20 protein-coding genes, 5 tRNA genes and 1 pseudogene are annotated in these 26,007 nt (G+C 70.3%); 15 read left to right on the top strand and 11 right to left on the bottom strand.

Annotated features, from left to right (window positions below; all coding sequences use genetic code 11):
• Positions 1–118: 118 nt before the first annotated feature.
• Complete coding sequence (locus ACZ52C_RS29265; RefSeq protein WP_469077553.1) at positions 119–901, bottom strand: serine protease; 783 nt, start codon at positions 899–901, stop codon at positions 119–121.
• 266 nt (positions 902–1,167) lie between these two features.
• Here ACZ52C_RS29265 and ACZ52C_RS29260 point away from each other — a divergent pair, with 266 nt between their 5' ends.
• Together ACZ52C_RS29260 and ACZ52C_RS29255 are read left to right on the top strand one after the other, a co-directional pair.
• Positions 1,168–2,040 (top strand): aminoglycoside phosphotransferase family protein, encoded by an 873-nt coding sequence (locus tag ACZ52C_RS29260; protein WP_469077552.1) that lies wholly within the window; start codon positions 1,168–1,170, stop codon positions 2,038–2,040.
• A 91-nt stretch (positions 2,041–2,131) separates the two neighbouring features.
• Positions 2,132–2,695: pseudogene (locus ACZ52C_RS29255) on the top strand (YdeI/OmpD-associated family protein); the annotation flags it as partial.
• A gap of 172 nt (positions 2,696–2,867) precedes the next feature.
• Here ACZ52C_RS29255 and ACZ52C_RS29250 read toward each other — a convergent pair.
• On the bottom strand, positions 2,868–3,485 hold the full coding sequence (locus ACZ52C_RS29250) for a YceI family protein (RefSeq protein WP_469077551.1): 618 nt from the start codon (positions 3,483–3,485) through the stop codon (positions 2,868–2,870).
• A gap of 147 nt (positions 3,486–3,632) precedes the next feature.
• Here ACZ52C_RS29250 and ACZ52C_RS29245 point away from each other — a divergent pair, with 147 nt between their 5' ends.
• The 3 genes from ACZ52C_RS29245 to ACZ52C_RS29235 all read left to right on the top strand — a co-directional run bounded on the left by ACZ52C_RS29245 (position 3,633) and on the right by ACZ52C_RS29235 (position 8,008).
• Positions 3,633–6,008 carry a polysaccharide lyase 8 family protein gene (locus tag ACZ52C_RS29245; RefSeq protein WP_469077550.1) on the top strand — a complete coding sequence of 792 codons (2,376 nt, stop codon included), beginning with the start codon at positions 3,633–3,635 and terminating at the stop codon, positions 6,006–6,008.
• 164 nt (positions 6,009–6,172) lie between these two features.
• On the top strand, positions 6,173–7,756 hold the full coding sequence (locus ACZ52C_RS29240; protein WP_469077549.1) for an acyl-CoA carboxylase subunit beta: 1,584 nt from the start codon (positions 6,173–6,175) through the stop codon (positions 7,754–7,756).
• 57 nt (positions 7,757–7,813) lie between these two features.
• Positions 7,814–8,008, top strand: coding sequence for an acyl-CoA carboxylase epsilon subunit (locus ACZ52C_RS29235; protein ID WP_045561501.1), 195 nt, complete (start codon positions 7,814–7,816; stop codon positions 8,006–8,008).
• Positions 8,009–8,197: 189 nt separating this feature from the next.
• On the opposite strand, the gene ACZ52C_RS29230 is transcribed toward ACZ52C_RS29235, so the two are convergent.
• The 8 genes from ACZ52C_RS29230 to ACZ52C_RS29195 all read right to left on the bottom strand — a co-directional run bounded on the left by ACZ52C_RS29230 (position 8,198) and on the right by ACZ52C_RS29195 (position 18,824).
• Entirely contained in the window at positions 8,198–8,779 is a 582-nt protein-coding gene (locus ACZ52C_RS29230; protein ID WP_009314218.1) for a GTP-binding protein, read from the bottom strand.
• Positions 8,760–9,329: a DUF742 domain-containing protein gene (locus ACZ52C_RS29225; RefSeq protein ID WP_045561500.1), complete on the bottom strand. Its 570-nt coding sequence runs from the start codon at positions 9,327–9,329 to the stop codon at positions 8,760–8,762. Before ACZ52C_RS29225 ends, ACZ52C_RS29230 begins: the two co-directional genes overlap by 20 nt.
• A 98-nt stretch (positions 9,330–9,427) precedes the next feature.
• Positions 9,428–9,841: a roadblock/LC7 domain-containing protein gene (locus tag ACZ52C_RS29220; protein ID WP_004983065.1), complete on the bottom strand. Its 414-nt coding sequence runs from the start codon at positions 9,839–9,841 to the stop codon at positions 9,428–9,430.
• Positions 9,842–9,851: 10 nt separating this feature from the next.
• Positions 9,852–13,064, bottom strand: coding sequence for a sensor histidine kinase (locus ACZ52C_RS29215; protein ID WP_469077548.1), 3,213 nt, complete (start codon positions 13,062–13,064; stop codon positions 9,852–9,854).
• A gap of 398 nt (positions 13,065–13,462) precedes the next feature.
• A complete protein-coding gene (locus ACZ52C_RS29210) occupies positions 13,463–14,038 on the bottom strand; it encodes a GTP-binding protein (protein ID WP_469077547.1) in 576 nt (191 codons plus the stop codon).
• Positions 14,019–14,417, bottom strand: a complete 399-nt coding sequence (locus ACZ52C_RS29205; protein ID WP_009314205.1) for a DUF742 domain-containing protein — start codon at positions 14,415–14,417, stop codon at positions 14,019–14,021. Before ACZ52C_RS29205 ends, ACZ52C_RS29210 begins: the two co-directional genes overlap by 20 nt.
• A 111-nt stretch (positions 14,418–14,528) precedes the next feature.
• The gene (locus ACZ52C_RS29200) at positions 14,529–14,942 is read right to left on the bottom strand and encodes a roadblock/LC7 domain-containing protein (protein WP_005479910.1); all 414 of its coding nucleotides are present in this window, start codon (positions 14,940–14,942) and stop codon (positions 14,529–14,531) included.
• Positions 14,943–14,951: 9 nt separating this feature from the next.
• Entirely contained in the window at positions 14,952–18,824 is a 3,873-nt protein-coding gene (locus ACZ52C_RS29195) for a sensor histidine kinase (protein ID WP_469077546.1), read from the bottom strand.
• Positions 18,825–19,431: 607 nt separating this feature from the next.
• On the opposite strand from ACZ52C_RS29195, the gene ACZ52C_RS29190 reads away from it, so the two are divergent.
• From ACZ52C_RS29190 to ACZ52C_RS29150, 9 genes are all read left to right on the top strand, one after another.
• The gene (locus tag ACZ52C_RS29190; RefSeq protein WP_060883163.1) at positions 19,432–19,611 is read left to right on the top strand and encodes a hypothetical protein; all 180 of its coding nucleotides are present in this window, start codon (positions 19,432–19,434) and stop codon (positions 19,609–19,611) included.
• A gap of 217 nt (positions 19,612–19,828) precedes the next feature.
• Positions 19,829–20,605 carry a fumarylacetoacetate hydrolase family protein gene (locus ACZ52C_RS29185; RefSeq protein WP_319110667.1) on the top strand — a complete coding sequence of 259 codons (777 nt, stop codon included), beginning with the start codon at positions 19,829–19,831 and terminating at the stop codon, positions 20,603–20,605.
• The gene (gltX, locus tag ACZ52C_RS29180) at positions 20,598–22,073 is read left to right on the top strand and encodes a glutamate--tRNA ligase (RefSeq protein ID WP_469077545.1); all 1,476 of its coding nucleotides are present in this window, start codon (positions 20,598–20,600) and stop codon (positions 22,071–22,073) included. The genes ACZ52C_RS29185 and gltX overlap by 8 nt, the downstream gene beginning before the upstream one ends.
• Before the next feature lie 94 nt (positions 22,074–22,167).
• Complete coding sequence (locus ACZ52C_RS29175) at positions 22,168–22,899, top strand: HAD family hydrolase (protein WP_469077544.1); 732 nt, start codon at positions 22,168–22,170, stop codon at positions 22,897–22,899.
• A 90-nt stretch (positions 22,900–22,989) separates the two neighbouring features.
• A tRNA-Gln gene (locus ACZ52C_RS29170) sits at positions 22,990–23,061 on the top strand.
• A 40-nt stretch (positions 23,062–23,101) separates the two neighbouring features.
• A tRNA-Glu gene (locus tag ACZ52C_RS29165) sits at positions 23,102–23,174 on the top strand.
• Between the two features lie 62 nt (positions 23,175–23,236).
• Positions 23,237–23,309, top strand: a tRNA-Glu gene (locus ACZ52C_RS29160).
• A 20-nt stretch (positions 23,310–23,329) separates the two neighbouring features.
• Positions 23,330–23,401 (top strand) — tRNA-Gln (locus ACZ52C_RS29155).
• 44 nt (positions 23,402–23,445) lie between these two features.
• Positions 23,446–23,518: transfer RNA gene (locus ACZ52C_RS29150), tRNA-Glu, on the top strand.
• 145 nt (positions 23,519–23,663) lie between these two features.
• Here the strand turns inward: ACZ52C_RS29150 and ndgR are convergent.
• Positions 23,664–24,380, bottom strand: coding sequence for an IclR family transcriptional regulator NdgR (gene ndgR / locus ACZ52C_RS29145; protein ID WP_020270051.1), 717 nt, complete (start codon positions 24,378–24,380; stop codon positions 23,664–23,666).
• Positions 24,381–24,578: 198 nt separating this feature from the next.
• Here ndgR and leuC point away from each other — a divergent pair, with 198 nt between their 5' ends.
• On the top strand, positions 24,579–26,003 hold the full coding sequence (gene leuC, locus ACZ52C_RS29140) for a 3-isopropylmalate dehydratase large subunit (RefSeq protein WP_319110673.1): 1,425 nt from the start codon (positions 24,579–24,581) through the stop codon (positions 26,001–26,003).
• Positions 26,004–26,007: the final 4 nt, after the last annotated feature.

Here is a 26,007-nt window from a genome sequence, read left to right as displayed (position 1 = left end):
CGACGCGGGCCGGCCGCAAGCCGCGACCAACGGTCGGTGAGCAGGCACACGAGCACGGGCCCGGTGCTGGGAGCCGCCGGGCCCGTGGTCGTCGTACGGAAGCGGTGCGGTGGCTCGCTCAGAGGGTGGCCGCGGCCGACGCGATCTGGGACGCGAAGGTGGACACCTCGGTGTAGACACCGGGGGCGTTGGGCTGGGCGCAGCCTATGCCCCAGCTGACGATGCCGACCTGGACCCACTGGTTGGCGTCGTCCCGGCGGAACATCGGACCGCCGGAGTCGCCCTGACAGGTGTCGACGCCACCCGCCGCGTAACCGGCGCAGATCTCCTCACCGGCGATGAGCCCGCTGTAGCCGCTGTAGGAACGGCAGGTCGCGTCGCTCACGAACGGCACGGTCGCCTTGAGCATGTACCGCTGCTGGGCGCCGCCCTGGGTCGCCGCCCCCCAGCCGGCGACCGTGAAGGTGCCGGAGTTGTACGCGGTGGTCGTGGCGATCTTCAGCGTCGGGAGGTTGATGGGCGAGGCGAGCTTGATCAGCGCCCAGTCCTTGCCGTCGCCGTTGTAGCCGGGGGCCCGGTACACCTTGGTCGAGCGGACCTGGACCCGGCCGCTGGTGCTCTGCAGGTCCACGACGCCGGCCGTGGCCGTGATGCCGGTGTTGTTGCCGGTCGCGCCGACACAGTGCGCGGCCGTGAGCACGATCTGCTGCGTGTACAGCGCGCCGCCGCAGCCCATCGACAACCGGACCATGAACGGGAACTCGCCCTGCGCGGCCCGCGTGCCGCCGACCACCGGCGCCGGCGCGGCCGTCGCCGTCGACAGGGGCTGCAGGCTGGCGATCGCGAGCGCGGCGGCGCCGACAGCCGCACATCTCTTCAGAGCGGTGATGAGTCGCTTCAACGTGATGCCTTCCGTGGGGGGTTGACATGCGATGAGTCGTTCGATGACGCGTACTGCCGAACCGCAGACATGACGCAGACATGCCAATATGGCGCCAGGAAATCACCTTGGGTGGCATGCCCAGGTCAATTTCTGTTGCAGGATTATGAGAACGCCGAAACCCCCCGCACAAGAGGCGCGAACCAGCCAGCTCCCCTTCCGCCCGAGGAACCGTCCCGGCGGAAAAGGGAGTGCGGCCGCGCCGGAGGAGTGCGCACACTGACCCGGTGGTCGACATCTCACCGGAACTCGTACGTGCCCTGATCTCCAGCCAGTTCCCGCAGTGGGGCGATCTTCCCGTCAGAGCCGTCGACCGGCAGGGATGGGACAACCGGACCTTCCGACTCGGGGACGAACTGACGGTTCGGCTGCCCAGCGCGGAGGGGTACGTGGCCGCCGTCGCCAAGGAGGACCGCTGTCTGCCCGAGCTGGCCCGGCATGTGCCGCTGCCCGTGCCTGAGCCGGTCGCCGTCGGGGCGCCCGGGGCGGGGTACCCGTTCGCGTGGTCGGTGCGGCGATGGCTGCCGGGGGAGACGGTCGAGGCCGCGACGGGCGTCGACCGGACGCGGCTCGCCCGCGACCTCGGAGACTTCCTCACCCGGCTGCGCGAGGCGCCGGTCGGGCGCGGCCCGGCCGCCGGACGGCACTCGTACTTCCGTGGCTGTCATCCCAGCGTCTACGGCGACGAGGTCGAGGCGGCCCTGGAGCGGCTGGCGGACTCCGTCGACGTGGCCGCCTGCCGGGCCGTGTGGGCACAGGCCCTGACATCCGCCTGGCCCTCCGCGCCGACGTGGTTCCACGGTGACGTCTCGGTCGGCAACCTCCTCACCACGGACGGGGTCCTCTCCGCCGTCATCGACTTCGGCTCCTCCGGCGTCGGCGACCCCGCCTGCGACCTCGTGATCGCCTGGAACCACTTCACCGCCGAGGAACGAAAGGTCTTCCGCGAGGCCGTCGGCCTGCCCGACGACGCCTGGCGGCGGGCCCGGGGCTGGGCACTGTGGAAGGCCCTGGTCAGCACGGCGGGCCTGTCCAGCCCGGACCCGGAGGGACGACAGCGCCGGGTGCTCGACCAGGTGATGGAGGACGCGGTCGTCTAGCACCGAGAGCCCTCCAGGACCGCGAGGACCATCCAGCCCGCCAGGGCCGTCTAGGACCGAAACCGTCCTAGAGGCTGTCTACCGTGCGGGTATGACCACTTCCGAAGTCCCGGAATTCCATGCCTTCCCCGACGCCGGCCACCTCGACGCCTGGCTGGGCGCCCACCCCGCCCCGTCCTCCGGTGGCCTCTGGGTCAAGGTCGCCAAGAAGGGGACCGGGATCCGCTCCGTCGACGCCGGGGAGGTCAATGACGTCGCCCTCTGCCACGGGTGGATCACCGGGAGCCGTCGGCGTCTCGACGCCTCGTACTTCCTCCAGCGGATCACCCCGCGTCGGCCGGGCGCCGACTGGTCGATGGTGAACGTGCGGCGGGTGGCGGCGCTGACCGCCGCCGGGCGGATGCGGTCCGGTGGTCTCGCGGAGGTGGCCGCAGCTCGGGCGGACGGCCGGTGGGCGGCGGCGTACGAGTCGCAGAAGAACGCCGTGGTCCCCGACGCCCTCGCGGCCGCGCTGGCGCGGAACCCCCGCGCGAAGGCCGCCTTCGACGGGCTCGGCAGGACGGAGCGGTACCTCGCCATGCTCGGCGTGCTGCGGGCGCGCACCCCGGATCAGCGCGTGGCTCGGTCGGCCGCGACGGTGGAGAGGCTGGAGGCGACGGCGACGGCGACGGCGATGGCGACGGTGACAGCGATGGCGACGGCGACATCGGAGGAGACGGAGGTGGGCCTCGGACACGCCGCACCCCCGCCCTCCTGCCCACCGGGCAGTCGAAGGGCGGGGGTGCTCAGCGGTGCGTCGAAGACGCGCGGCGTCGCCGGCGAAGGGGTCACGCGTTGCGGATCGCCGAGATGTCGAAGGTGAGCTTGATCTTGTCCGACACCAGGACGCCGCCGGTCTCCAGCGCCGCGTTCCACGTCAGGCCCCACTCGGAGCGCAGGAGCTCGGCCTTGCCCTCGAAGCCGACGCGCTCGTTGCCGAAGGGGTCCTTGGCGGCGCCGTTGAACTCCAGGTCGATGGTGAGGGGCCTGGTCGTGCCGAGGATGGAGAGGTCGCCGGTGATGCGGTAGTCGTCGCCGCCGAGGGCCTCCGCCTTGGTGGAGCGGAAGGTCATCGTCGGGAACTCCTCCGTCTTGAAGAAGTCCGCGCTCTTCAGATGACCGTCACGGTCGGCGTTGCCGGTGTCGATGCTCTCCATCCTGACGTCGATGGAGGCGGTGGACCGGGACGGGTCCGTGCCGTCCAGGTGCAGGCTGCCGGAGAAGTCGAGGAAGGAGCCCTTGACGTTGGTGACCATGGCGTGGCGGGCCGTGAAGCCGATCGTGGTGTGGGACGCGTCGATCGAGTAGTCACCGGTCAGCGCGGCGAGGTCGGGGTTCACCGCGGAGACGGTCGCCGGGGTGGTGGCGGTCTCGGTGGTCGAGTTGGTGCGGCCGAAGATGCCCATGACGTGCTCCTTGAGTGATGTCGTTCAATGTTCAACGAACTGAACACGGCCCACCGTAGACCTATTCCGTTCAATGTTCAACCGTGTCGCTTCGGTGATCGAAGTGTCACGCGTTGTTGATCCTGTGCGGCCCGAGTGATAGACGGCATGGGCATGACCCCCACGCGCCGCGCCCTCCTGCTCGCCGCCGCGACCCTGGTGGCGGCGAACGCCCCCAGCCCCTTCGCGCGCCCCTCCTCACGCCCCGGTGTGCGCGCCGCCGCGCACGCCGACGACGAGTTCGACGCCCTCCGCCACCGCTGGCTCGCCATCGCGCTCGGCGAGGGCTACGACCCCGCCGCCGAGCCCTACGCCACCCGGCTGCGTGAGACCGGCGACCTGGCCCACGCCTTCCGCGCTGCCATGGCGCCCACCGTGAACTCCCTCTGGCCGGGCCATCCCTTCGACCCGCCCGCCGGAATCACCCAGAGCTACAGCCGTCTGTGGACGATGGCCCAGGCGTACGCCCAGCCCGGCACCGGCCGCACCGGCGACGCCGCCCTCCTCGCCGACGTCCTGCGCGGCCTGGACCACCTCACCACGACCGTCTACCACCCCGGCACCACCCGCTACGGCAACTGGTGGGAGTGGCAGATCGGCAGCCCCCGCCTCCTGCTGGACATCGTCGCCGCCCTGTACGACGAGCTGGCCCCTGCCCGCAGGGCCGCCGCCTGCGCGGCGATCGACCACTTCATCCCGGACGCGATGCTCCGCGACTACACCGGCACCTCCACCGGCGCCAACCGCGTCGACCTCTGCCGCTCCGTGGCCCTGCGCGGCATCCTCGGCCGCGCCCCCGAGAAGATCGCCCTCGCCCGTGACGCCCTCTCGCCCGTCTTCCCGTACGTCACCCGGGGCGACGGCCTGTACGCCGACGGCTCGTTCGTCCAGCACACCTGGGTCGCCTACTCGGGAACGTACGGGCAGGTCATGCTCGACGGACTGGGCCGGCTCTTCGCCCTGCTTGCCGGGTCGAGCTGGGCGGTCACCGATCCGAACCGCCAGATCGTGCTCGACGGCGTGGAGCGGGCCTACGCCCCGCTCATCCACGACGGGTTGGTGATGGACAGCGTCAACGGCCGTGCCATCAGCCGGGGTTACCTCAAGGGCGACGACCGGCACATCATGCGCGGCGACCACTTCCACGGACACGGCGTCATCGCCGCGATCGCGCTGCTCGCGCTCGGCGCCGACGCCGCCGAGCGCCGGCGGTGGCACGGACGGATCAAGGGATGGATCGAACGCGACACGGTGACACCGATCCTCACGGCGCGCCAGTTCGGTGTCGCGGACCTGGCCCGGCTGCACGCCGTCGCCGCCTCCCCGGTCGCCGCCGCGCCCGAACCCGTCGGCCACCGACTCTTCCCGGCCATGGACAGAGCCGTCCACCGCCGGCCCGCCTTCACGGTGAACATCGCCATGGCCTCCGACCGCATCGCCCACTACGAGTGCGGCAACGGCGAGAACCCGCGCGGCTGGCACACCGGTTCGGGGACGACCCTGTGGTGGGCCGACGGACACGGCGACCAGTACACGAACTGGTTCTGGCCCACCGTCGACTGGTACCGCCTCCCCGGCACCACCGTCTCCACCAAGCGGCTCGCCGACCGGGAGGGCGGCGAGTGGGGCGCGCCGAAGCCCGCCGTGCGGTGGGTCGGCGGCACCACGGACGGCGAGTACGCGGCGATCGGCCAGCACCTCAAGGGGCTCGGCTCCACGCTGGAGGCCCACAAGTCGTGGTTCTGCGTCGCGGACGCCGTCGTCTGCCTCGGGGCGGGGATCACCTGCGCGGACGGGGTGCCGGTGGAGACGGTGGTCGACAACCGGAACCTGGGGGAGGCGGCCACTGCCTCGGCACCCCGGGCCCTGCTGCGGGGCCGCCGCTGGGCGCACCTCGCGGGGCACGGGGGCTGGGTCTTCCCCGAGGCGCGGACGGACGGCGCCCTGCGCACCCTGCGCGAGGACCGCACCGGCGCCTGGTCCGACATCAACACCGGCAGTACGACCGAACGCCGCACCCGGCGCTGGCAGACCCTCTGGCTGGACCACGGCACCGATCCGGTGAACGCCGGCTACGCCTATCTGCTCATGCCCGGAGCCTCCCGCCACGCCGTCGAGGCCCGTGCCGCCGACCGGCGCTGGTTGTCGATCTACGCCAACGACAGCAGGTGCCAGGCCGTCCACGTCCCCTCGCTGGGGCTGTTCGCCGCGAACTTCTGGCAGCCCGGTACGGTGGGCCCGCTGACGGCATCCGCCGGGACGAGCGTGCTGGTCCGCCGCAGGGGGAGGACCGCTACCCTCTGCGTGAGCGAACCGCCGCGCACGGGCGAGCCGATGGAGATCACCTGGAACGGCCCGTTCCGTGGGGTGGGCCGGGCGGACGACACCGTCGAGGTGCTGGAGTCGGCACCGGGACGCCTACGGCTCCGCGTCACGCCCGGCACGGCCTGCGCCACTCACACCTGTGACCTGACTCTCCCCTGAGGGAGAACCCCGCCTTTGTGTGACCCCTACAAGCCCCACACCCCCTGAGCAGTCGGTTCGACTGCATGCCGACGAGGTTCTGTTCAGGGGTACCAGGAAAACACGCCGGAGACTGTACGGAGTCGACGGACCGCTTTCCTCGCTCGGCTTCGTAAGGTCGCTACATGACCGTTTTGGATGAGGCACCGGGTGAGCCGACGGACGCGCGCGGGCGAGTGGCCGAACTGCACGAGATCCGTGCCCAGGCGTTGGCCGGCCCCAGCGAGAAGGCGACCGAGGCGCAGCACGCCAAGGGCAAGCTGACCTCCCGGGAGCGCATCGAGCTGCTGCTGGACCCGGGTTCGTTCAACGAGGTCGAGCAGCTGCGCCGGCACCGGGCCACCGGATTCGGTCTGGAGGCCAAGAAGCCGTACACCGACGGCGTCGTCACCGGCTGGGGCACGGTGGAGGGCCGTACGGTCTTCGTCTACGCCCACGACTTCCGCATCTTCGGCGGCGCCCTCGGCGAGGCCCACGCCACGAAGATCCACAAGATCATGGACATGGCCATCGCGGCCGGTGCCCCCCTGGTCTCGCTCAACGACGGCGCGGGCGCCCGTATCCAGGAGGGCGTCTCGGCGCTCGCCGGCTACGGCGGCATCTTCCAGCGCAACACCAGGGCCTCGGGTGTCATCCCCCAGATCTCGGTGATGCTCGGCCCCTGCGCGGGCGGCGCGGCCTACAGCCCCGCCCTCACCGACTTCGTCTTCATGGTCCGCGAGACCTCGCAGATGTTCATCACCGGCCCGGACGTCGTCAAGGCGGTCACCGGTGAGGAGATCACCCAGAACGGCCTCGGCGGCGCGGACGTGCACGCCGAGACCTCCGGCGTCGCGCACTTCGCGTACGACGACGAGGAGACCTGCATCGCCGAGGTGCGCTACCTCCTGTCGATGCTGCCGCAGAACAACCGTGAGAACCCGCCGCGCGTGGAGGCCTCCGACGCCGCCGACCGCCGCGGCGACGTCCTCCTCGACCTGGTCCCGGCCGACGGCAACCGGCCGTACGACATGGCCAAGGTCATCGAGGAGATCGTCGACGACGGCGACTACCTGGAGGTCCACGAGCGCTGGGCCCGCAACATCATCTGCGCCCTGGGCCGGCTCGACGGTCAGGTGGTCGGCATCGTCGCCAACCAGCCGCAGTCCCTCGCGGGCGTCCTCGACATCGAGGCCAGCGAGAAGGCCGCGCGGTTCGTACAGATGTGCGATGCCTTCAACATCCCGATCGTCACTCTCCTGGACGTACCCGGCTTCCTCCCGGGCGTCGACCAGGAGCACGGTGGAATCATCCGCCACGGCGCGAAGCTGCTGTACGCGTACTGCAACGCGACCGTGCCCCGGATCTCCCTGATCCTGCGCAAGGCGTACGGAGGTGCCTACATCGTCATGGACAGCCAGTCCATCGGGGCCGACCTCACCTACGCCTGGCCGACCAACGAGATCGCCGTCATGGGCGCCGAAGGTGCCGCCAACGTCATCTTCCGGCGCCAGATCGCCGAGGCCGAGGACCCCGAGGCCATGCGGGTCCGGATGGTCAAGGAGTACAAGGCCGAGCTGATGCACCCGTACTACGCGGCCGAGCGCGGCCTCGTGGACGACGTGATCGACCCCGCGGACACCCGCGCGGTCCTCATCCGCTCCCTCGCGATGCTCCACACCAAGCACGCGGACCTGCCGTCCCGCAAGCACGGCAACCCGCCGCAGTAACCCGCCGGTTCCTTCGCGGTACCCCTGCGGAAACCTCATCCACGGAGACTGACACCCATGAAGCTGCCTGATATTCGCGTCGAGAAGGGCCACGCCGAGCCCGAGGAAGTGGCCGCGATCACCGCGCTGCTGCTCGCCCGGGCGGCCGCGCAGCCGACCGAGACCCTCCCGGCCCACCGCGGCCGCCTCCGCGCGGGCTGGCGCCGCCTGGAGCGCGAGCCGGGCTTCCGGGCACCGCACAGCTGGCGCTGAGCCGTGGCTTGAAAGGGCCCCCTTCCTACTGGGAGGGGGCCCTTTGGCGTGCGGGGTGTCTGCGGGTCCGGTGGGGCTTCTCGCGCAGTTCCCCGCGCCCCTGAAAGACCAGCCCCCACCGGACCCGCACCCGACAACGAACAAGGACCCCTCCCACGAAGGAAGAGGTCCCTGTCGAAGCCGCGGCCGCTACCGAAGCCGGGCCATCAGCGCATGCTCCACCAGGGTGATCAGCGCCGACTTCGCATCGGCCCGATGCCGCGCGTCCGTCGTGATGATCGGGGTGTCCGGACCGATCTGAAGGGCTTCCCGGACTTCGTCCGGGTTGTACGGCTGCTGACCGTCGAACCCGTTCAGCGCGATGACGAACGGCAGGCCGCTGTTCTCGAAGTAGTCGACGGCCGGGAAGCAGTCGGCCAGCCGCCGGGTGTCGACCAGCACGATCGCGCCGATGGCGCCCCGCACGAGGTCGTCCCACATGAACCAGAAGCGGTCCTGGCCGGGGGTGCCGAACAGGTACAGGATCAGGTCCTGGTCGAGGGTGATGCGGCCGAAGTCCATGGCGACCGTGGTGGTCGTCTTGTCCCCGGTGTGGGTGAGGTCGTCGATGCCCGCGGACGCGGACGTCATCACGGCCTCGGTACGCAGCGGGTTGATCTCCGAGACGGCCCCGACGAACGTGGTCTTGCCCACGCCGAAGCCACCCGCCACCACGATCTTCGCCGAGGTGGTGGAGCGGGAAGGACCGCCGCTAGAGCTTGCGAAGTCCACTGAGCACCCTTTCGAGCAGTGTCACGTCTGGCTGGCCGCCGGCGCTCTCGTCGCCGCCGGGCTGATGAATGGCGACCAGGCCTGCCTCCGCCAAGTCGGCGACGAGGATCCTGGCCACGCCGAGGGGGATGGTCAGCAGCGCCGAGATCTCGGCGACCGACTTGATCTCTCGGCAGAGGTTGCAGATCCGCTGATGCTCGGGCAACTGGCCCTGCATCTGGTGCGGCTGCGCGGTGGTGTGCACCAGTGCCTCGATGGCGAGCTGGTAGCGCGGCCTGGTGCGGCCGCCCGTCATGGCGTACGGGCGCACCAGGGGGTTGGTCGCCGCGCCGGCGGGCGACGGCTCCGGGGTGCGGCGCTGCGGCTGCACGGGCTGGATGCGCGGCGCCGGCGGCTGGTCGTACGGCGAGGGGCCGGGGCCCTGCGGTGCGTACGGCTGCTGGCGGCTCGGTGCGGAGGGGAAGTTGTACCGGTTCTGGTCACCCTGGCCCGGCCCCTGGCCAGGGTAGGACCAGTTGCCCGACGATGAACCGCCTGGGGGTGTTGCCACGTTCTCTCCTCCTCCGACTGTGCTGGCATCCATGGCTCATTGGAAGCCGCGTCCCGAAACCTTACGGCCCCGGGACGTCAAAACGCACCGTCTGACTGTTAGTTGAGCAGGCTGCCCTGGAGCTCCGCACGAAGATCGGGCGTCAGGACCGTACCGGCACGGTCCACCAGAAGGGCCATCTCGTACCCGATGAGGCCGATGTCGGCTTCCGGATGTGCGAGAACGGCGAGCGAGGATCCGTCGGAAATGGACATGATGAACAGGAATCCCCGCTCCATCTCCACAACCGTCTGGTTGACGCTGCCACCTTCGAAAATGCGGGAGGCACCCGCGGTCAGAGAGGTCAGACCCGACGCGACGGCCGCCAGCTGGTCGGCACGGTCGCGGGGAAACCCTTCGGACATCGCCAGAAGGAGTCCGTCGGCGGAGACCACCACCGTGTGCGACACCCCGGGGGTGTTGTCCACGAAATTGGTGATCAACCAGTTCAGGTTCTGTGCCGCCTGGCTCATCGGGCTCACACTAACGCTCCTGGTTGTAGGTGCTGTCAGGACCGAAGCCCTGGCCGTTCGTTTCACTGCCTGCGTTGCGCCCACGCTGGACACCACGGCGCAGGTTGCTCAGCCTGCCCCGGACGTCCTCGGGAGCACGGGAGATCTGTGGACCTCCCTGCGGGGTCGTCGTGGCGGCGCCCTCGACCAGGTTGGCCTTGGGCACCCGCCGAGGCAGACCGGAGGAGGTGACCCCGCCTGCCTTGGGCTTCTTCAGCTGGGAGGCCTGCTGCCAGCGCTCGTCGTTGGCGGAGCGCCAGTCGCCGTTCGGTCCCCCGGCCGTCGTCGGCTGGTCCTGGGCCACATCCTGTCGTCCGTTCGCGGCGCCCGCGCTCGTGCCGCCCGCGCTCGCGGTGGAGCCGCGGCGGGGCAGGCCGGCGTCGGTCAGCGCGTGGCCGGCGGAAGGGGTGGGTCCCGGACGGTCGAAGCCTACGCGGTCCGGCTCCGTCACGTCAGCGGCCTGCGCAGATTCCGGTTCCGGAGCGTACTCGGAGCGGTACGAGCTCTGGTAGTCCTGCTGCTGCGGCCAGTCGTCCTGATAGGACGGCTCTTCGAAGCCCGTGTACGTCTCCGGGGCGTTCGCGGCGGCCGCCGTGTGGTCCTCCTGGACGGGCTCCGCATAGGCGGGCTCGGGGTAACCGCCGGTAGCGCTGAACGTGTCGTTCCCGCCCGGCAGGTGCCCGTTGCCGTTCGCCATGCCGTTGCCCTGGCCGAAGTACGCCTCGTCGTACGACGGCTGCTGCGGCTCCTCGTACGCCGTCTGATGGTCGTACGACCGCTGCGGGTCCGCGTACGCGCTCGCGCCGTTGTCGTAGGACGGCTCGGGCGCCTGGAAGTCGTCGCCGTAGCGCGGCGCCTCGCCGGCGGGCAGCTGCGGGTTCTGGTGCGCCTGGGACTCCAGGGCCGCGCGGCGCTCCTCGCGCATCAGGGACCGGCCCACGGGGTCCAGGTCGCGGATGTCGTCCGGAACCTCGTAGCGGCTGTCGTCGAAGCCCAGCTCGGCGGCGGTCCGCATCGGGGCCACGGCCGGCTGCTGGAACGAGTGCTGCTCGGGGATGATCTGCGAGACCGTGAACTGGTCGGCGGCCGGCTGCTGCTCGCCACCGCCACCGTGGGTGATGACGTCGGGGAGCATGACCAGCGAGGTCGTACCGGCCTGCTCGCCCGAGGGGCGGAGCTGGACGCGGATGCCGTGCCGGTCGGACAGGCGGCCGACCACGAACAGACCCATGCGCTGCGAGATCGCGGCGTCCACGGTCGGCGGGTTGGCCAGCTTGTGGTTGATGTCCGCGAAGTCCTCGGCGGTGAGGCCGATGCCCTTGTCGTGGATCTCGATCATCACACGGCCGTCGGGGAGACGGGTCGCGGTGACGCGGACCTTGGTCTGGGGCGAGGAGAACGTGGTGGCGTTCTCAAGCAGCTCGGCCAGCAGGTGCACGAGGTCGGTCACGGCGCGGCCGTGGATCTCGGCCTCCGGGACGCCGGAGAGCTCGATGCGCTCGTACTGCTCCACCTCGGAGGAGGCGGCACGCAGCACGTCCACCAGCGGGACCGGCTGGTCCCAGCGGCGACCGGGCTCCTCGCCGGCGAGGACCAGGAGGTTCTCGCCGTTGCGGCGCATACGGGTCGCCAGGTGGTCCAGCTTGAAGAGGTTCTCCAGCTGGTCCGGGTCGGCCTCGTTGTTCTCCAGGTCGGTGATCAGGGTCAGCTGGCCCTCGATCAGCGACTGGTTGCGGCGCGAGAGGTTGGTGAAGATCGCGTTGATGTTGCCCCGCAGCAGGGCCTGCTCGGCGGCGAGCCGGACGGCCTCGCGGTGGACCTGGTCGAAGGCGCGGGCGACCTCGCCGATCTCGTCCGTGGAGGTGATCGGGATCGGTGCCACCCGGGTGTCGACCCGGCCGGGGTCGGTGCGCGAGAGCTGGTCGACCAGCATCGGCAGACGCTGCTCGGCGATGCCGAAGGCGGCGTTGCGCAGCTGGCGCATCGAGCGGCTCATCTGGCGGGCCATGATCCCGGCGATGATGAACGCGGCGAGCAGGGCGACGATGACGATGGCGCCGTTGATGTAGGCGTCGCGCTGGGCGTCGGAGGCGATCTGGCCGGCCTCGGCCACGGCGCGGTTGATCAGCTCGGTCTCGACCTCGCTGTAGCCCTCGAACTTCAGGGTGGAGGCCGCCATCCAGTTCTGGTAGGTGACGCCCTGCTTGGCGAGGTCCTCGGGGGAGGCACCGCTGCCGATCGCCTGGATCATCTTCAGCATGGTGTCCGGCGGCGCGACGTAGTCCGGGTCCTTCGCGGCGGCCTCGGCCGCCTGCTTCTTGCCCTCTTCGGTCTTCTGCGCCATGACCGACTCGAGCCGCGCGGCGTCGGCCTCGGTACCGCCGGAGACGTACTCCTGGACGGCGATGTTCTCCAGGTAGGCGTACGAGGTGAACGCGGTGACCTGCTGACGGAAGACCCTCTCGTCCTCGCTGGGCCGGACCAGCAGGTGGGTGCCGATCGAACGTTGCAGAGAGGCGGCGCCCTTGGCGAGCGTGACCGCGTAGACCGTACGGCCGTACGCGGTGATGTTGCCGGTACCGAGTCCGAGTTCGTTGGAGAACTCCGCCAGGAGGTGCTCGACGGTGACGTAGCCCTCTTCGGTCTGGACCGGGTCGGCGGCGCGGGTGAAGGCGGTCTGCCGCAGCTTCTCCAGCGCCGGTTCGGCCTCCTCCACCAGGCGCAGCCGGCGCTCCAGGCCCTGCCCGGCCGGCATCCCCACGACCTCGGCGTGGAAGGCGTCGGCCTTCTCGTCGGTGAAGGCGCGGGCGTCCTTGACGACGTCGCTGTCGCGGTCGCCGTCCAACAGCGGCTGGGCGGAGAGGTCACGCTCGTTGAGGAGGGCCTCCGCGTAGGTACCGGCGGCGGCCACGATCTTGGCGACCTTCTCGGCGTCCTTCGCTTCCTGCCAGGTGTCGATCGAGCCCTTCACCTGGAAGCCGCCCATGACCAGGCCGACCAGCACGGGTATGAGGAGAATCGCGTTCAGGCGGGTGGGTACGCGCCAGTTGCGGGGGGAGAGACGACTGCCGCTGGGCGCGGGAACTGCCGTCGGCTCCGGTCCTTGTGCGGGTGCCGCTCCGCGCGGCGGCGGGGTGAAGTTGCCCCGCGCCGACGGCTCGGGACCTTTCTTGCTTCGCCTCACTCGACCAACAACCTCTCGGCGCCGGCACCTACGTCGTGCCGCGGGTGACTCCACGCCCTAGTACGTCTTTGACTAATGGGCAGTTCAGGCATTCCAGCACGTCACGCTGAGGACTTCCAAACACTGGGAGGCAACGATTCCGCGTGATGTAAGTCCCAGATAAAACGGTCATAAAGAGCGAGCCCCGGCAAAAAGCGGGGGCATTGTGAGCGCAGCGGCACCGATCGACCGCGACGCGTGGTCGTACCACCCTATTTCTCTGTCGAAACGTTATGAACACCGAGGCCGACCGTGTCAAAGGACACAGCCGGCTTCGGTGTAACTACGACAACTGCCGTATGCGGTTGTGGACTTGGGTCCTGTTTTGGCCCCAGTCGTGGTGCTTCCGACCCGCGGAACTACCGCAGGCGGGCCATGAGCGCGTGCTCGACCAGGGTGATCAGGGCCGACTTGGCGTCCGCGCGGTGGCGGGCGTCCGTCGTGATGATCGGGGTGTCGGGCCCGATCTGCAACGCCTCACGCACCTCGTCGGGCGAGTACGGCTGGTGCCCGTCGAAGCCGTTGAGGGCGATGACGAACGGCAGGCCGCTGTTCTCGAAGTAGTCGACGGCCGGGAAGCAGTCGGCCAGCCGCCGGGTGTCGACCAGCACCACCGCGCCGATGGCGCCGCGGACCAGGTCGTCCCACATGAACCAGAAGCGGTCCTGGCCGGGGGTGCCGAACAGGTACAGGATCAGGTCCTGGTCGAGGGTGATGCGGCCGAAGTCCATGGCGACCGTGGTGGTCGTCTTGTCCCCGGTGTGGGTGAGGTCGTCGATGCCCGCGGACGCGGACGTCATCACGGCCTCGGTGCGCAGCGGGTTGATCTCCGAGACGGCCCCGACGAACGTGGTCTTGCCCACGCCGAAACCGCCCGCCACCACGATCTTCGCCGAGGTGGTGGCCCGCCCCGATTCAGAGCTTCCGAAGTCCACTGAGAACCCTTTCCAGCAGAGTCACGTCCGGGGCGCCACCGGCGTTCTCGTCGCCACCGGGCTGATGGATCGCGACGAGTCCGGCCTCGGCGAGGTCCGCGACCAGGATCCGGGCCACACCGAGCGGCATGGACAGCAGGGCCGACACCTCGGCCACCGACTTCACCTCGTGGCACAGGTGGCAGATCCGCTGGTGCTCGGGGAGCAGCCCCATCAGGTGCGCGGGGTCTGCCGTCGTGCTGATCAGCGCCTCGAGGGCGAGCTGGTAACGCGGCCGCGTCCGGCCACCGGTCATGGCGTACGGCCGTACCAGCGGCTGGTCGCCCTCGTCTCCGTACGGCTCTGCGTACGGATCGTGAGGAGCGGTGGGCGGGGTCATTGATCCTCCGAGCGGGACAGCAAGTCGGTCAGTCGTGCCGTCTGACGGGGGCCGGTGGGGGGACTGTGGCGGCCGGACGGTGATGTGGTGAATTCTGTGGATCCGCAGGCGTCAGTGGAGCAAACTGCCTTGGAGTTCGGCGCGCAGGTCGGGCGTGAGCACGGCGCCCGCGCGGTCGACGAGCAGCGCCATCTCGTAACCGACCAGGCCGATGTCGCACTCGGGGTGGGCGAGGACGGCCAGGGACGATCCGTCGGAGACGGACATCAGGAAGAGAAAACCGCGTTCCATCTCGACCACCGTCTGGGCCACGTCCCCGCCCTCGAAGATCCGGGACGCCCCGGCCGTGAGCGAGGTGAGTCCCGAGGCGACGGCCGCGAGCTGATCGGCACGGTCGCGCGGAAAGCCTTCCGACATCGCCAGAAGAAGACCGTCGGCGGACACGACGACGGTGTGGGACACCCCGGGGGTGTTGTCCACGAAGTTGGTGATCAACCAGTTGAGGTTCTGTGCCGCTTGGCTCATCTGGCTCAACTAACGCTCCTGCTGGTGAGTGGGGCTCGGGAAGCTGCCGGTCTGGCCGTTGCCGGCCTGTCGACCCTGCGCGATGCCCCGACGGAGATTGGTCAGCCGGCCGCGTACGTCGTCAGGCGAACGCGAGACCTGCGGACCGGTTTGGTGCTGTTGCTGCTGAGCCGTGCCCGGCACGAGGTTCGCGCGCGGGACCCGGCGCGGCAGGCCGGAGGTGGTGACCCCGCCCGCCGAAGGCTGACGGGCTCGTTCGGCCTGGCGGACCAGGTCGTCGTTGGGAGTGCTGCGCCAGGTGGGGGAAGCAGGCGCTGCGGGAGCCGCCGGACGCTGGGGGGCGGCCGGAGTCTGGGGTGCCGGAGCGGTGTGCTGCGGCGTGGTGTGCTGCGGCGCGGAACCGTTGCCCTGCTGCTGGCCGTTCTGGCCGCCCTGACCGTGGAACCAGTTGGTCTCCAGCGTGTCGTACAGCGGGGTACGGCCGTCCATCGGGCCCGTCGCCGGGGGCAGTGCCTCCGGCTCCTGCGGCCGCGCGGGACGCTGCGGGGGCACCGGAGGACGCTGCGGGGGCACCGGCGGGCGGGGCGCGCCGTAGCTCTCGCCGTTGACCTGCGGCCGCTCGAACTGGCCGGTGTCCTGCGGGTTCTGCCGCCCCGGAGCACCGTACTGCCCGGTGCCCTGGCCGTTCTGCCTGCCGGGCGCGGGGAACTGGCCGGTGTCCTGCGGGTTCTGCCGGCCCGGCGCCGGGAACTGACCCGTGCTGGAGCCGTCGTAACCCTGCGTGGCGAACTGGCCCGTCGAGGACGGGTCCTGCGGGGCGCCGTGGGACGGGCCGGTGGGCGCCGGCGGAGCACCGGCCCCGCCGAACACGTCGGAGCGGACGTAGGACCCGGTGCCGTTCTGCGGGGTGCCCGTGCCGGGGTTCCGGCTGTCGAAGTCGCCCTGCGGGGCGCGCGAGTAGTCGTTGGCCGAACCCGGAGCCTGGTGGGGGTCCACACGCGGCATCGGCGCGGTGACGTCCGGCTGCTCCTCGTGGCCGCGCGGGGCGTCCAGCGAGGCGCGCGGTACCGGCGGCTGCGCGTTGTCGTCGCTCCAGCTCGGCCGCGCCGGGGCGTTGCCGCCGGGCAGTTCGGCGCGCGGGCCACCGCGGCCGGGCAGCTGCGGGCGACGCCTGCCGGAACGTTCCTTGCCCTGCTTGGGCGGCACGGCGCCCGGGCCATTGTCGGCCCCGCCCTGCCGTCCGGCACCGGCGTCACCGGCACCGCCGGCCGGGCGCAGGCCCGTGCCGGTCGGGAAGCCGCCCTGGCGTCCGGAGTCGTCGAAGCTCTCGAACCCGCCCGGACCACCGGTCCCGGCGGCCTGCAGCCCCTGCGGGGCACCCGGCGCCTGACCGCCGCCGAACCCGCCGGCACCGGCGCCGGCCGGAGCCGGACGACCGCCCTGCGGGGGCACCGGCGGACCGGCCTGCGGACCACGCGGGCCGCCGCCGGGGTTGCCGAAGCCGCCCGGACCACTGGGGTTGCCGGGGAGCGCGGCCCGCGGACCCTGGCCCGCGCCGACCTGCCCACGCTGCGGGGCGCCGCCCAGCAGTCCGCCACCGGCGGAGGGGCCGCCGAGGGGCGGACCTGACTGGTTGCCCGCCTGGCGGCGCGCGGCGGCGGCACCGGCCGCGGCCTGCGCGGCGGCGGGGCCACCGGTGGACGGGCCGCCCTGACCGGGCTTGCCCGGGGTGGGCTTCTTGTTGCCCTGGGCCACGTCGACGGGAAGCATGACGAGCGCGGTCGTACCGCCCGAGTCGGACGGTCGCAGCTGGATACGGATGCCGTGGCGCTGCGACAGACGACCGACCACGAACAGACCCATGCGGCGGGAGACCGACACGTCCACGGTGGGCGGCGAGGCCAGCCGCTCGTTGATCGCCGCGAGGTCCTCGGGGGAGAGGCCGATACCGGTGTCGTGGATCTCGATCAGGACGCGGCCGTCGGGCAGCGCGTGACCGGTGACCTTGACCTTGGTCTGCGGCGAGGAGAACGAGGTGGCGTTCTCCAGCAGCTCGGCGAGCAGGTGCACGAGGTCGTTGACCACGCGGCCGGCCACTTCGGTGGTCGGCACGGAGGCCAGCTCGATGCGCTCGTACTGCTCCACCTCGGAGGCGGCGGCGCGGAGCACGTCGACCAGCGGGACCGGGCGGGTCCAGCGGCGGCCGGGCTCCTCACCGGCGAGGACGAGGAGGTTCTCACCGTTACGGCGCATGCGGGTGGCGAGGTGGTCGAGCTTGAAGAGGGAGGACAGCTGGTCCGGGTCGGCCTCGCGGGACTCGAGTTCGGAGATGAGCGAGAGCTGACGCTGGATGAGGCCCTGGGAGCGACGCGAGAGGTTGGTGAACATCGCGTTGACGTTGCCCCGCAGCAGGGCCTGCTCGGCGGCGAGGCGGACGGCCTCGCGGTGCACGTCGTCGAAGGCCGCGGCCACCTGGCCGATCTCGTCCCGGGAATGCACACCGACCGACTCGACGGAGGTGTCGACGTCCTGCGGGTCCGACTCCGAGAGCTGCTTGACCAGCTCGGGCAGCCGGTCCTGGGCGACCTTGGTCGCGGTGTCCTGGAGGCGCCGCAGCGAGCGGATCATGGACCGGGCCACGACGAAGGCGCCGACCAGGGAGACACCGAGGACGAGCAGGATCAGCGCACCGGAGATGATCGCCTCTTGCTCGGCGTCGGCGCGCAGGTTGCGAGCGGTCTGCTCCATCTGCTCGAGGAGCGAGCCCTCGATCTTCTTCATCTGCTCGATCTTGGCCGAGGAGTCGTCGGTCCAGTCCTTGTACGAGCGGTTGTCCTGACCGCCCAGACCGCCGGCGCTCGCGAGGACCCGGTCCGCGTAGACGTCGGCGGCCTCGATGGTGGGGCTCGCGTCGTCGATCGGCTTGGTGAGTTCCTCGGCACCCGTGCCGTAGATGTCGGAGAAGGTGCTGCGGTCGGACTCCTCGTTGGAGAGGGCCGAGTTCGCGTAGAGCCGGTCGTTCTCGGAGAGCTTGCCGCCCTTGTCGTCGGTCGCGGGCAGGGCCGCCGCGATGACCGCGCGCTGGATGGAGGCGTACTCCTTGGCGGAGGAGAAGGCCGCCAGGGCACGGGTCCGCTTGATCATGTCCGGGTTGCTGGTGGCCTCGGCCATGTCCGTGGACAGGTCGAGCAGCTGGGAGATCAGGCGGTGGTAGGCCTCGACCGTCTGCGTGGAGTTCTTCGGGTCCACGTAGGCGTTCTTGCGGATGCTGCTGAGGTTGTAGAGCTCGCGCACCACGCGGACGAGGCTGTCGCGGACGCCGGGCATCTTCGCGGTGGTGTTCGCGGTCTCGGCGGCCTGCGTCGCGTCCGTGAACTGGATGCGGGCCTGGTCCGTCTTCTCGCGGGTGCCCTTGACGGTGAAGTCGGTGGCGTCCAGACCGTGTGCGAGGGGACCGGCGGACAGGTCGCGCTCCTGCTGGAGCGCGGCGGCGAGCTCGGTCGCCTGCTTCGTCATGTCGGTCAGCAGCCGCATGTTGTCGAGCTGCTGGATGTCGTCGACGTTGTCGCCGATACGCAGGGCACCGAGCGAGGTCGCCGCCACCACGGGGAGCGCCAGCAGCGACACCAGACGCGTCGAGATGCGCCAGTTGCGCAGGGCTATTCGCGAGCCGCTGCCGGTGCCCGCCTTGGTGCCGCCCTTGGGCTTCCCGGGCGGCACGGCAGGAACTGACGCGCCGGGGCGCCCGGAGCGCTCCCCGCCGTCGCCGATCTCCGCCGGACCCGGGTTCTGGGCGTGCTGGGGGGAGGAACCGTTGCCGGTCCCGATGTGTGGCTCCGGCTCCGCCGAAGCACTGCCATCCCTCTTGAAACGTCCCTGCACTAGCGTCGCAACCTCTGGACCAGGCGTCCCCCCGCGTGAACGGCGGGACGGTGTCGGCGTCTTCGGGGGCGCCCTGAATACGTCCCCAATTGGTGGTCGTGAGTGACCGGCGCTGGCTCCCCCTTCCACCGCCGCCAGGCGCTTCTTCTCTGCGCCCCTGCGCGCCGGCACGATCCTGCGGCGGTCCGTGGAATTCCAGCACAGTGCCGGATCTCCAACAAGGCCAATGGGTAACGGTCTGTTCACTGTGACAGCATGTGAGGACTACGTCACCAGGCGTGGAAGGTGTTTCCGTCTATTGCGGACATACCCGTGCGATCCGGGGGTGTGAGCAGGGTGTCCCAGTCGCCATGATCAGGAGCGGAATGCGGGCTTCAGGTCACTAATGTCCGTTTAGCGGGCGCGGCTTGGTGGTGTGGATTGCCCCTTTTGCCCACTACTGAGTGAGCAAACTCACACGCCGATCATGCCTTCTTCACGACTTGACCCGGGAATCGGATGTTTAGCCTGACGCTTTACAGGGATGGCGAATCCGACAACAACCCGCGCTTGTGGGGCGGCCCTTGCGGCCGCCCGGCGCCCGTACACGACGAGGTCCAGGACAACAGTGAAGACGACGACGATGTTCCGCACGATAGCCAACCCCCGGCGCACGACCCTGGCCCACCTCGCCGACGCCGAGGACCTGCGTACGCCGGAGCAGGAGCACTCCGTCGACCTCCCCTCCGTGACCGCCAACCCTCGCCGGACGATCCTGATGACGGTCCCGGTGCAGGCGGCGGAGTAGTTGCAGGCTCAAGTACGCGCGGAATCCGCCGATCACTCAAGCCGGTTCCGGTGAGGAATCGGCGGGTCTCCGTGAGGGCTCGGTGAAAGGGCGCCCGGCGCGAGCCGGGCGCCCTTCCGTGTGCCCACCGACCTCATGGGCGAGGTGGCCACCCCGCCCCGCGTTAGCCTGGACCGTCAGACTCCAGCCAGCTCAGTCAAGGGGGCGCAGGCAACCCGTGCGCATCGCCAGGTTCTCCATCGACGGGAACGTAGCCTTCGGCGCGGTCGAGGGCGACAAGCCGGACGAGCTCGTCCTCGACATCATCAAGGGCATCCCGTTCGCGGACTTCGAGCTCTCCGGTACGAAGGTCCCGGTCAACAAGGTCAGGCTGCTGCCGCCGGTGCTCCCCAACAAGGTCGTGGCCTTCGGCCGCAACTACGCCGAGCACGCCCGCGAACTGGGCAACGAGGTCCCCGACGCCCCGTTCGCCTTCTTCAAGCCCGCCACCTCGGTGATCGGGCCCGGCGACGAGATCCAGTACCCCTCCTTCTCGGAGGACCTCCACCACGAGGCCGAGCTGGCCGTCGTCATCGGCCGGATGTGCCGCGAGGTCCCGCGCGAACGCGTCAAGGACGTCATCTTCGGCTACACCTGCGCCAACGACATCACCGCCCGTGACGTCCAGAAGCGCGAGAAGCAGTGGGCCCGGGCCAAGGGCTTCGACACCTCCTGCCCGCTGGGCCCCTGGGTGGAGACCGACCTCGACCCGGGCGACCTGACCATCCAGCTCACCGTCAACGGCGACCAGCGCCAACTCGGCCGGACGAGCGAGATGATCAACTCCATCGAGGACCTGATCGTCAACATCACCGAGGCCATGACGCTGCTCCCGGGCGACGTGATCCTCACGGGCACCCCGGCAGGGGTCGGCCCCCTCAACGTCGGCGACGAGGTCGCCGTCACCATCGAAGGCATCGGCACTCTCACCAACAAGGTGATCAAGCGTGGCTAACGGCTCCGTCCGCGTACGTTTCTGTCCGTCCCCGACCGGCAACCCCCATGTGGGCCTGGTCCGCACGGCCCTGTTCAACTGGGCGTTCGCCCGCCACACCGGCGGCACGTTCGTCTTCCGCATCGAGGACACCGACGCGGCCCGCGACTCCGAGGAGTCCTACGAGCAGCTCCTGGACTCCCTGCGCTGGCTGGGCTTCACCTGGGACGAGGGCCCCGAGGTCGGCGGCCCGCACGCGCCGTACCGCCAGTCGCAGCGCATGGAGACGTACAAGGAGGTGGCCGAGAAGCTCAAGGACGCCGGCCACGCCTACTACTGCTACTGCACCGCCTCCGAGCTGGAGGAACGCCGCGACGCCGCCCGCGCCGCCGGCCGGCCCTCCGGTTACGACGGCAAGTGCCGCGAGGTCACGCCGGAGCAGAAGGAGCGCTACGAGGCCGAGGGCCGCGAGCCGATCGTCCGCTTCCGGATGCCCGACGAGGCGATCACCTTCACGGACCTGGTCCGCGGCGAGCTGACCTTCACCCCGGAGAACGTGCCGGACTACGGCATCGTCCGCGCGAACGGCGCCCCGCTCTACACGCTCGTCAACCCCGTCGACGACGCCCTGATGGAGATCACCCACGTCCTGCGCGGCGAGGACCTGCTCTCCTCCACCCCCCGCCAGATCGCCCTCTACAAGGCGCTGATCGAGCTGGGCATCGCCAAGGAGGTCCCGTCCTTCGGGCACCTGCCGTACGTGATGGGCGAGGGCAACAAGAAGCTGTCCAAGCGCGACCCGCAGTCCTCGCTCAACCTCTACCGCGAGCGCGGCTTCCTGCCCGAGGGCCTGCTCAACTACCTCTCCCTCCTCGGCTGGTCGCTCTCCGCCGACAAGGACATCTTCACGATCGAGGAGATGGTCGCCGCCTTCGACATCGCCGACGTGAACCCCAACCCGGCCCGCTTCGACCTGAAGAAGGCCGAGGCGATCAACGCCGACCACATCCGTCTGCTGGATGTGAAGGAGTTCACCGAGCGCTGCGCCCCGTGGCTGAAGGCCCCGTTCGCCCCCTGGGCGCCGGAGGACTTCGACGAGGCCAAGTGGGAGGCCATCGCCCCGCACGCGCAGACCCGTCTGAAGGTCCTCTCGGAGATCACGGAGAACGTGGACTTCCTGTTCCTGCCGGAGCCGGCCGAGGACGAGGCCAGCTGGACCAAGGCCATGAAGGAGGGCTCCGACGCCCTGCTCCGCACGGCCCGCGAGAAGCTGGAGTCCGCCGACTGGACCTCGGCGGAGTCCCTGAAGGAGGCCGTCCTGGCCGCGGGCGAGGCCCACGGCCTCAAGCTCGGCAAGGCCCAGGCACCCGTACGCGTCGCCGTCACCGGCCGCACGGTCGGCCTGCCCCTCTTCGAGTCCCTGGAGATCCTGGGCAAGGAGAAGACGCTGGCCCGGATCGACGCGGCGCTGGCGAAGCTCGCGGCGTGACGCACGGTGTGTGAGGGGCGGCACCCGGGGATCCGGGTGCCGCCCTTCCGCGTCCCCCGGACACGGGGAGCGACCTCGGGTTACGGTCGGTTCCATGAACATCAAGGCCGTTCTCTGGGACGTCGACGACACCCTTTTCGACTACACCGCGGCCGACCGCGCCGGAATGCGCGCCCACTTGGGCGTCGAGGGGCTGCTCCACGGATACGCCTCCGTCGATCAGGCGATCACCCGCTGGAAGGACCTCACCAGCCTGCACTGGCGGCGCTACGCGGCCGGCGAGGGCGACTGGGAGGCCACCCGGCGCGACCGCGTCCGGGACTTCCTCGGCGAACCGCTGACCGACCCGGAGGCGGACGCCTGGTTCGAGCGGTACGTCGCCCACTACGAGCGTGCCTGGACCCTCTTCCCGGACGTCCTGCCCGTCCTGGACGCCCTCGCCGCCAGCCACCGGCACGCGGTGCTCTCCAACTCCAGCCTCCCCGTCCAGGAGCGCAAGCTGCGCACCCTCGGCGTGTGGGACCGCTTCGAGACGGTGCTGTGCGCCGAGCAGCTGGGTGTCCACAAGCCGGCCGCCGAGGCGTTCCACGTGGCCTGCGAGGCCCTGGAGCTGCCTCCGCACGAGGTCGCGTACGTCGGTGACCACCCGGAGATCGACGGCCGGGGCGCCGCCGACGCCGGTCTGCTCTCCGTCTGGATCGACCGCGGCGATCTCCATGCGACCGTCGACCCGCCCGTCGGGCCGCACCGGATCGCCACCCTCGCCGAACTCCCCGCGATCCTCGGCTCGGATACCCGTTTTGGAGCGCCGTCCACCTTCGGGTAATGTTCTTTCTGCGCCGCCGGGGAGCGGGCCGAAAGGCCGGAACCGACGGAGCACACTAGAACAAGATCCCTTCAGGGGCTTGCGTTCCAGTGGCCTATGGTGTAATTGGCAGCACGACTGATTCTGGTTCAGTTAGTCTTGGTTCGAGTCCAGGTAGGCCAGCTCGCAGAGCTCATCTGCAGGCGGAGATCAACTCCGCGAAGCCCCCGTTGTGTAGCGGCCTAGCACGCTGCCCTCTCAAGGCAGTAGCGCCGGTTCGAATCCGGTCGGGGGTACAGATCCTTCCCGCGGGGAGAGTTCGGGTCGCACCCACTCACCTCGACGCAGGATCGCTAGGGCCCCCGTTGTGTAGCGGCCTAGCACGCCGCCCTCTCAAGGCGGTAGCGCCGGTTCGAATCCGGTCGGGGGTACTGACTGGTCTAAACCACATTGGTCTATGGTGTAATTGGCAGCACGACTGATTCTGGTTCAGTTAGTCTTGGTTCGAGTCCAGGTAGACCAGCTCGGACCTGCGGCGGTGCAGTACTGAGCGCCTGCAGGCTCCACGCCCCCGTTGTGTAGCGGCCTAGCACGCCGCCCTCTCAAGGCGGTAGCGCCGGTTCGAATCCGGTCGGGGGTACGTCGACGAAGGCCCTCCACCTCTGGTGGAGGGCCTTCGTCATGCCCAACTCGGCCTACCGGGGCCTGAGTTCGACGACACGAGAAAAGGCCCGCCGCGGCGTTGAGGCAGGCCTTCTTCGTGGTGGGACGGACGCTTCGAGGGGTCAGCCGGTGCGACGCAGGGCCTCCGAGAGACGGCCCGCGGCGTCGATCACCGCCTGGGCGTGCATACGGCCGGGATGCCGGGTGAGCCGCTCGATGGGGCCGGAGACGGAGACCGCGGCGACCACACGGTTCGACGGCCCGCGCACGGGGGCGGAGACCGAAGCCACGCCCGGCTCCCGCTCGCCGATGGACTGGGCCCAGCCCCGGCGCCGTACACCCGACAGGGCGGTGGCGGTGAAGCGGGCGCCCTGCAGGCCGCGGTGCAGGCGCTCGGGCTCCTCCCAGGCCATCAGGATCTGCGCCGAGGAGCCGGCCTTCATCGTCAGGGTCGAACCGACCGGGACCGTGTCCCGCAGACCGGACAGGCGCTCCGCCGCGGCGACGCAGATGCGCATGTCGCCCTGGCGGCGGTAGAGCTGCGCGCTCTCGCCCGTCACGTCCCGTAGATGGGTGAGCACCGGGCCCGCCGTCGCGAGGAGGCGGTCCTCGCCGGCGGCCGCGGCCAGCTCGGCCAGCCTGGGGCCGAGGATGAAACGGCCCTGCATGTCGCGTGCCACCATGCGGTGGTGTTCCAGAGCCACGGCCAGGCGGTGGGCCGTGGGTCGTGCGAGTCCGGTGGCTCCGACCAGACCCGCGAGGGTGGCCGGACCGGACTCCAGAGCGCTCAGGACCAGGGCCGCCTTGTCCAGAACGCCGACGCCGCTACTGTTGTCCATGCAACGATACTCGCGTCTCACTCTGTGAAACGCAAGTTCAATTTCGCGTGGACCTTGCCACTCTGGAAGCAGAACAACAACGGCTCGCGGACCGACGAGCCCGGCGGCCGGCGCGCGCCACGAGGGGATTCGCGCGCTCGCCACCTCCGAGATCTCTAGTTGGGTCGGCGCGCTGTCGCGTCGGCCGGAGGGAAAGCGATGGGTAGGACACTCGCGGAGAAGGTCTGGGACGACCACGTCGTCCGGCGCGCCGAGGGCGAGCCCGACCTCCTCTTCATCGATCTGCACCTGCTGCACGAGGTGACCAGCCCCCAGGCCTTCGACGGTCTCCGCAAGAGCGGGCGGAAGGTTCGCCGGCTCGACCTGACCATCGCGACCGAGGACCACAACACCCCCACCCTCGACATCGACAAGCCCATCGCGGACCCGGTCTCCCGCGTCCAGCTGGAGACGCTGCGCGCGAACGCCGCCGAGTTCGGTGTGCGTCTGCACCCGCTGGGCGACGTCGAGCAGGGTGTCGTGCATGTCGTCGGCCCGCAGCTGGGTCTGACCCAGCCCGGCATGACGGTCGTCTGTGGTGACTCCCACACCTCGACGCACGGCGCCTTCGGCGGTCTGGCCTTCGGCATCGGCACCTCCCAGGTGGAGCATGTGCTGGCCACCCAGACGCTGCCGCTGGTCCGCCCCAAGACCATGGCGATCACGGTCGAGGGCGAGCTGGCCGAGGGCGTCACCGCCAAGGACCTGATCCTGGCGATCATCGCCAAGATCGGCACGGGCGGCGGCCAGGGCTACGTCCTGGAGTACCGGGGCGAAGCCATCGAGAAACTCTCGATGGAGGCCCGCATGACCATCTGCAACATGTCGATCGAGGCCGGCGCCCGCGCGGGCATGATCGCCCCCGACCAGACCACCTTCGACTACCTCAAGGGCCGTCCGCACGCCCCCGAGGGCGAGGACTGGGACGCGGCCGTGGCGTACTGGAAGACGCTGAAGACGGACGACGACGCCGAGTTCGACGCCGAGGTGATCATCGACGGCGCCTCCCTGTCGCCGTTCGTCACCTGGGGCACCAACCCCGGCCAGGGCGCGCCGCTTTCGGCCTCGGTCCCCGACCCCGCTTCGTACGAGGACGCTTCGGAGCGCCTCGCCGCCGAAAAGGCCCTGGAGTACATGGGGTTGGAGGCCGGCCAGCCGCTGAAGTCCATCACCGTGGACACCGTCTTCGTAGGTTCGTGCACCAACGGCCGCATCGAGGACCTGCGCGCCGCCGCCGAGCTGGTAAAGGGCCGCAAAGTCGCCGACGGCGTACGGATGCTGGTCGTCCCCGGCTCCGCGCGGGTCGGTCTGCAGGCCGTCTCCGAGGGCCTGGACGTCGTCTTCAAGGAGGCCGGCGCCGAATGGCGGCACGCGGGCTGCTCGATGTGTCTGGGCATGAACCCCGACCAGCTGGCCCCCGGTGAGCGCTCCGCGTCCACCTCCAACCGCAACTTCGAGGGCAGGCAGGGCAAGGGCGGCCGCACCCACCTGGTGTCGCCGCAGGTCGCCGCCGCTACGGCCGTCCTGGGCCACCTGGCGTCCCCCGCCGACCTGACCGACACCCCCGCGCCCGCTGGAGTCTGAACAG

The sequence above is a fragment of the Streptomyces sp. NPDC034049 genome (genome assembly GCF_055575575.1).
Note: the sequence above shows the minus strand (reverse complement) of the source record. Positions and strands in the feature narration are given on the sequence as shown.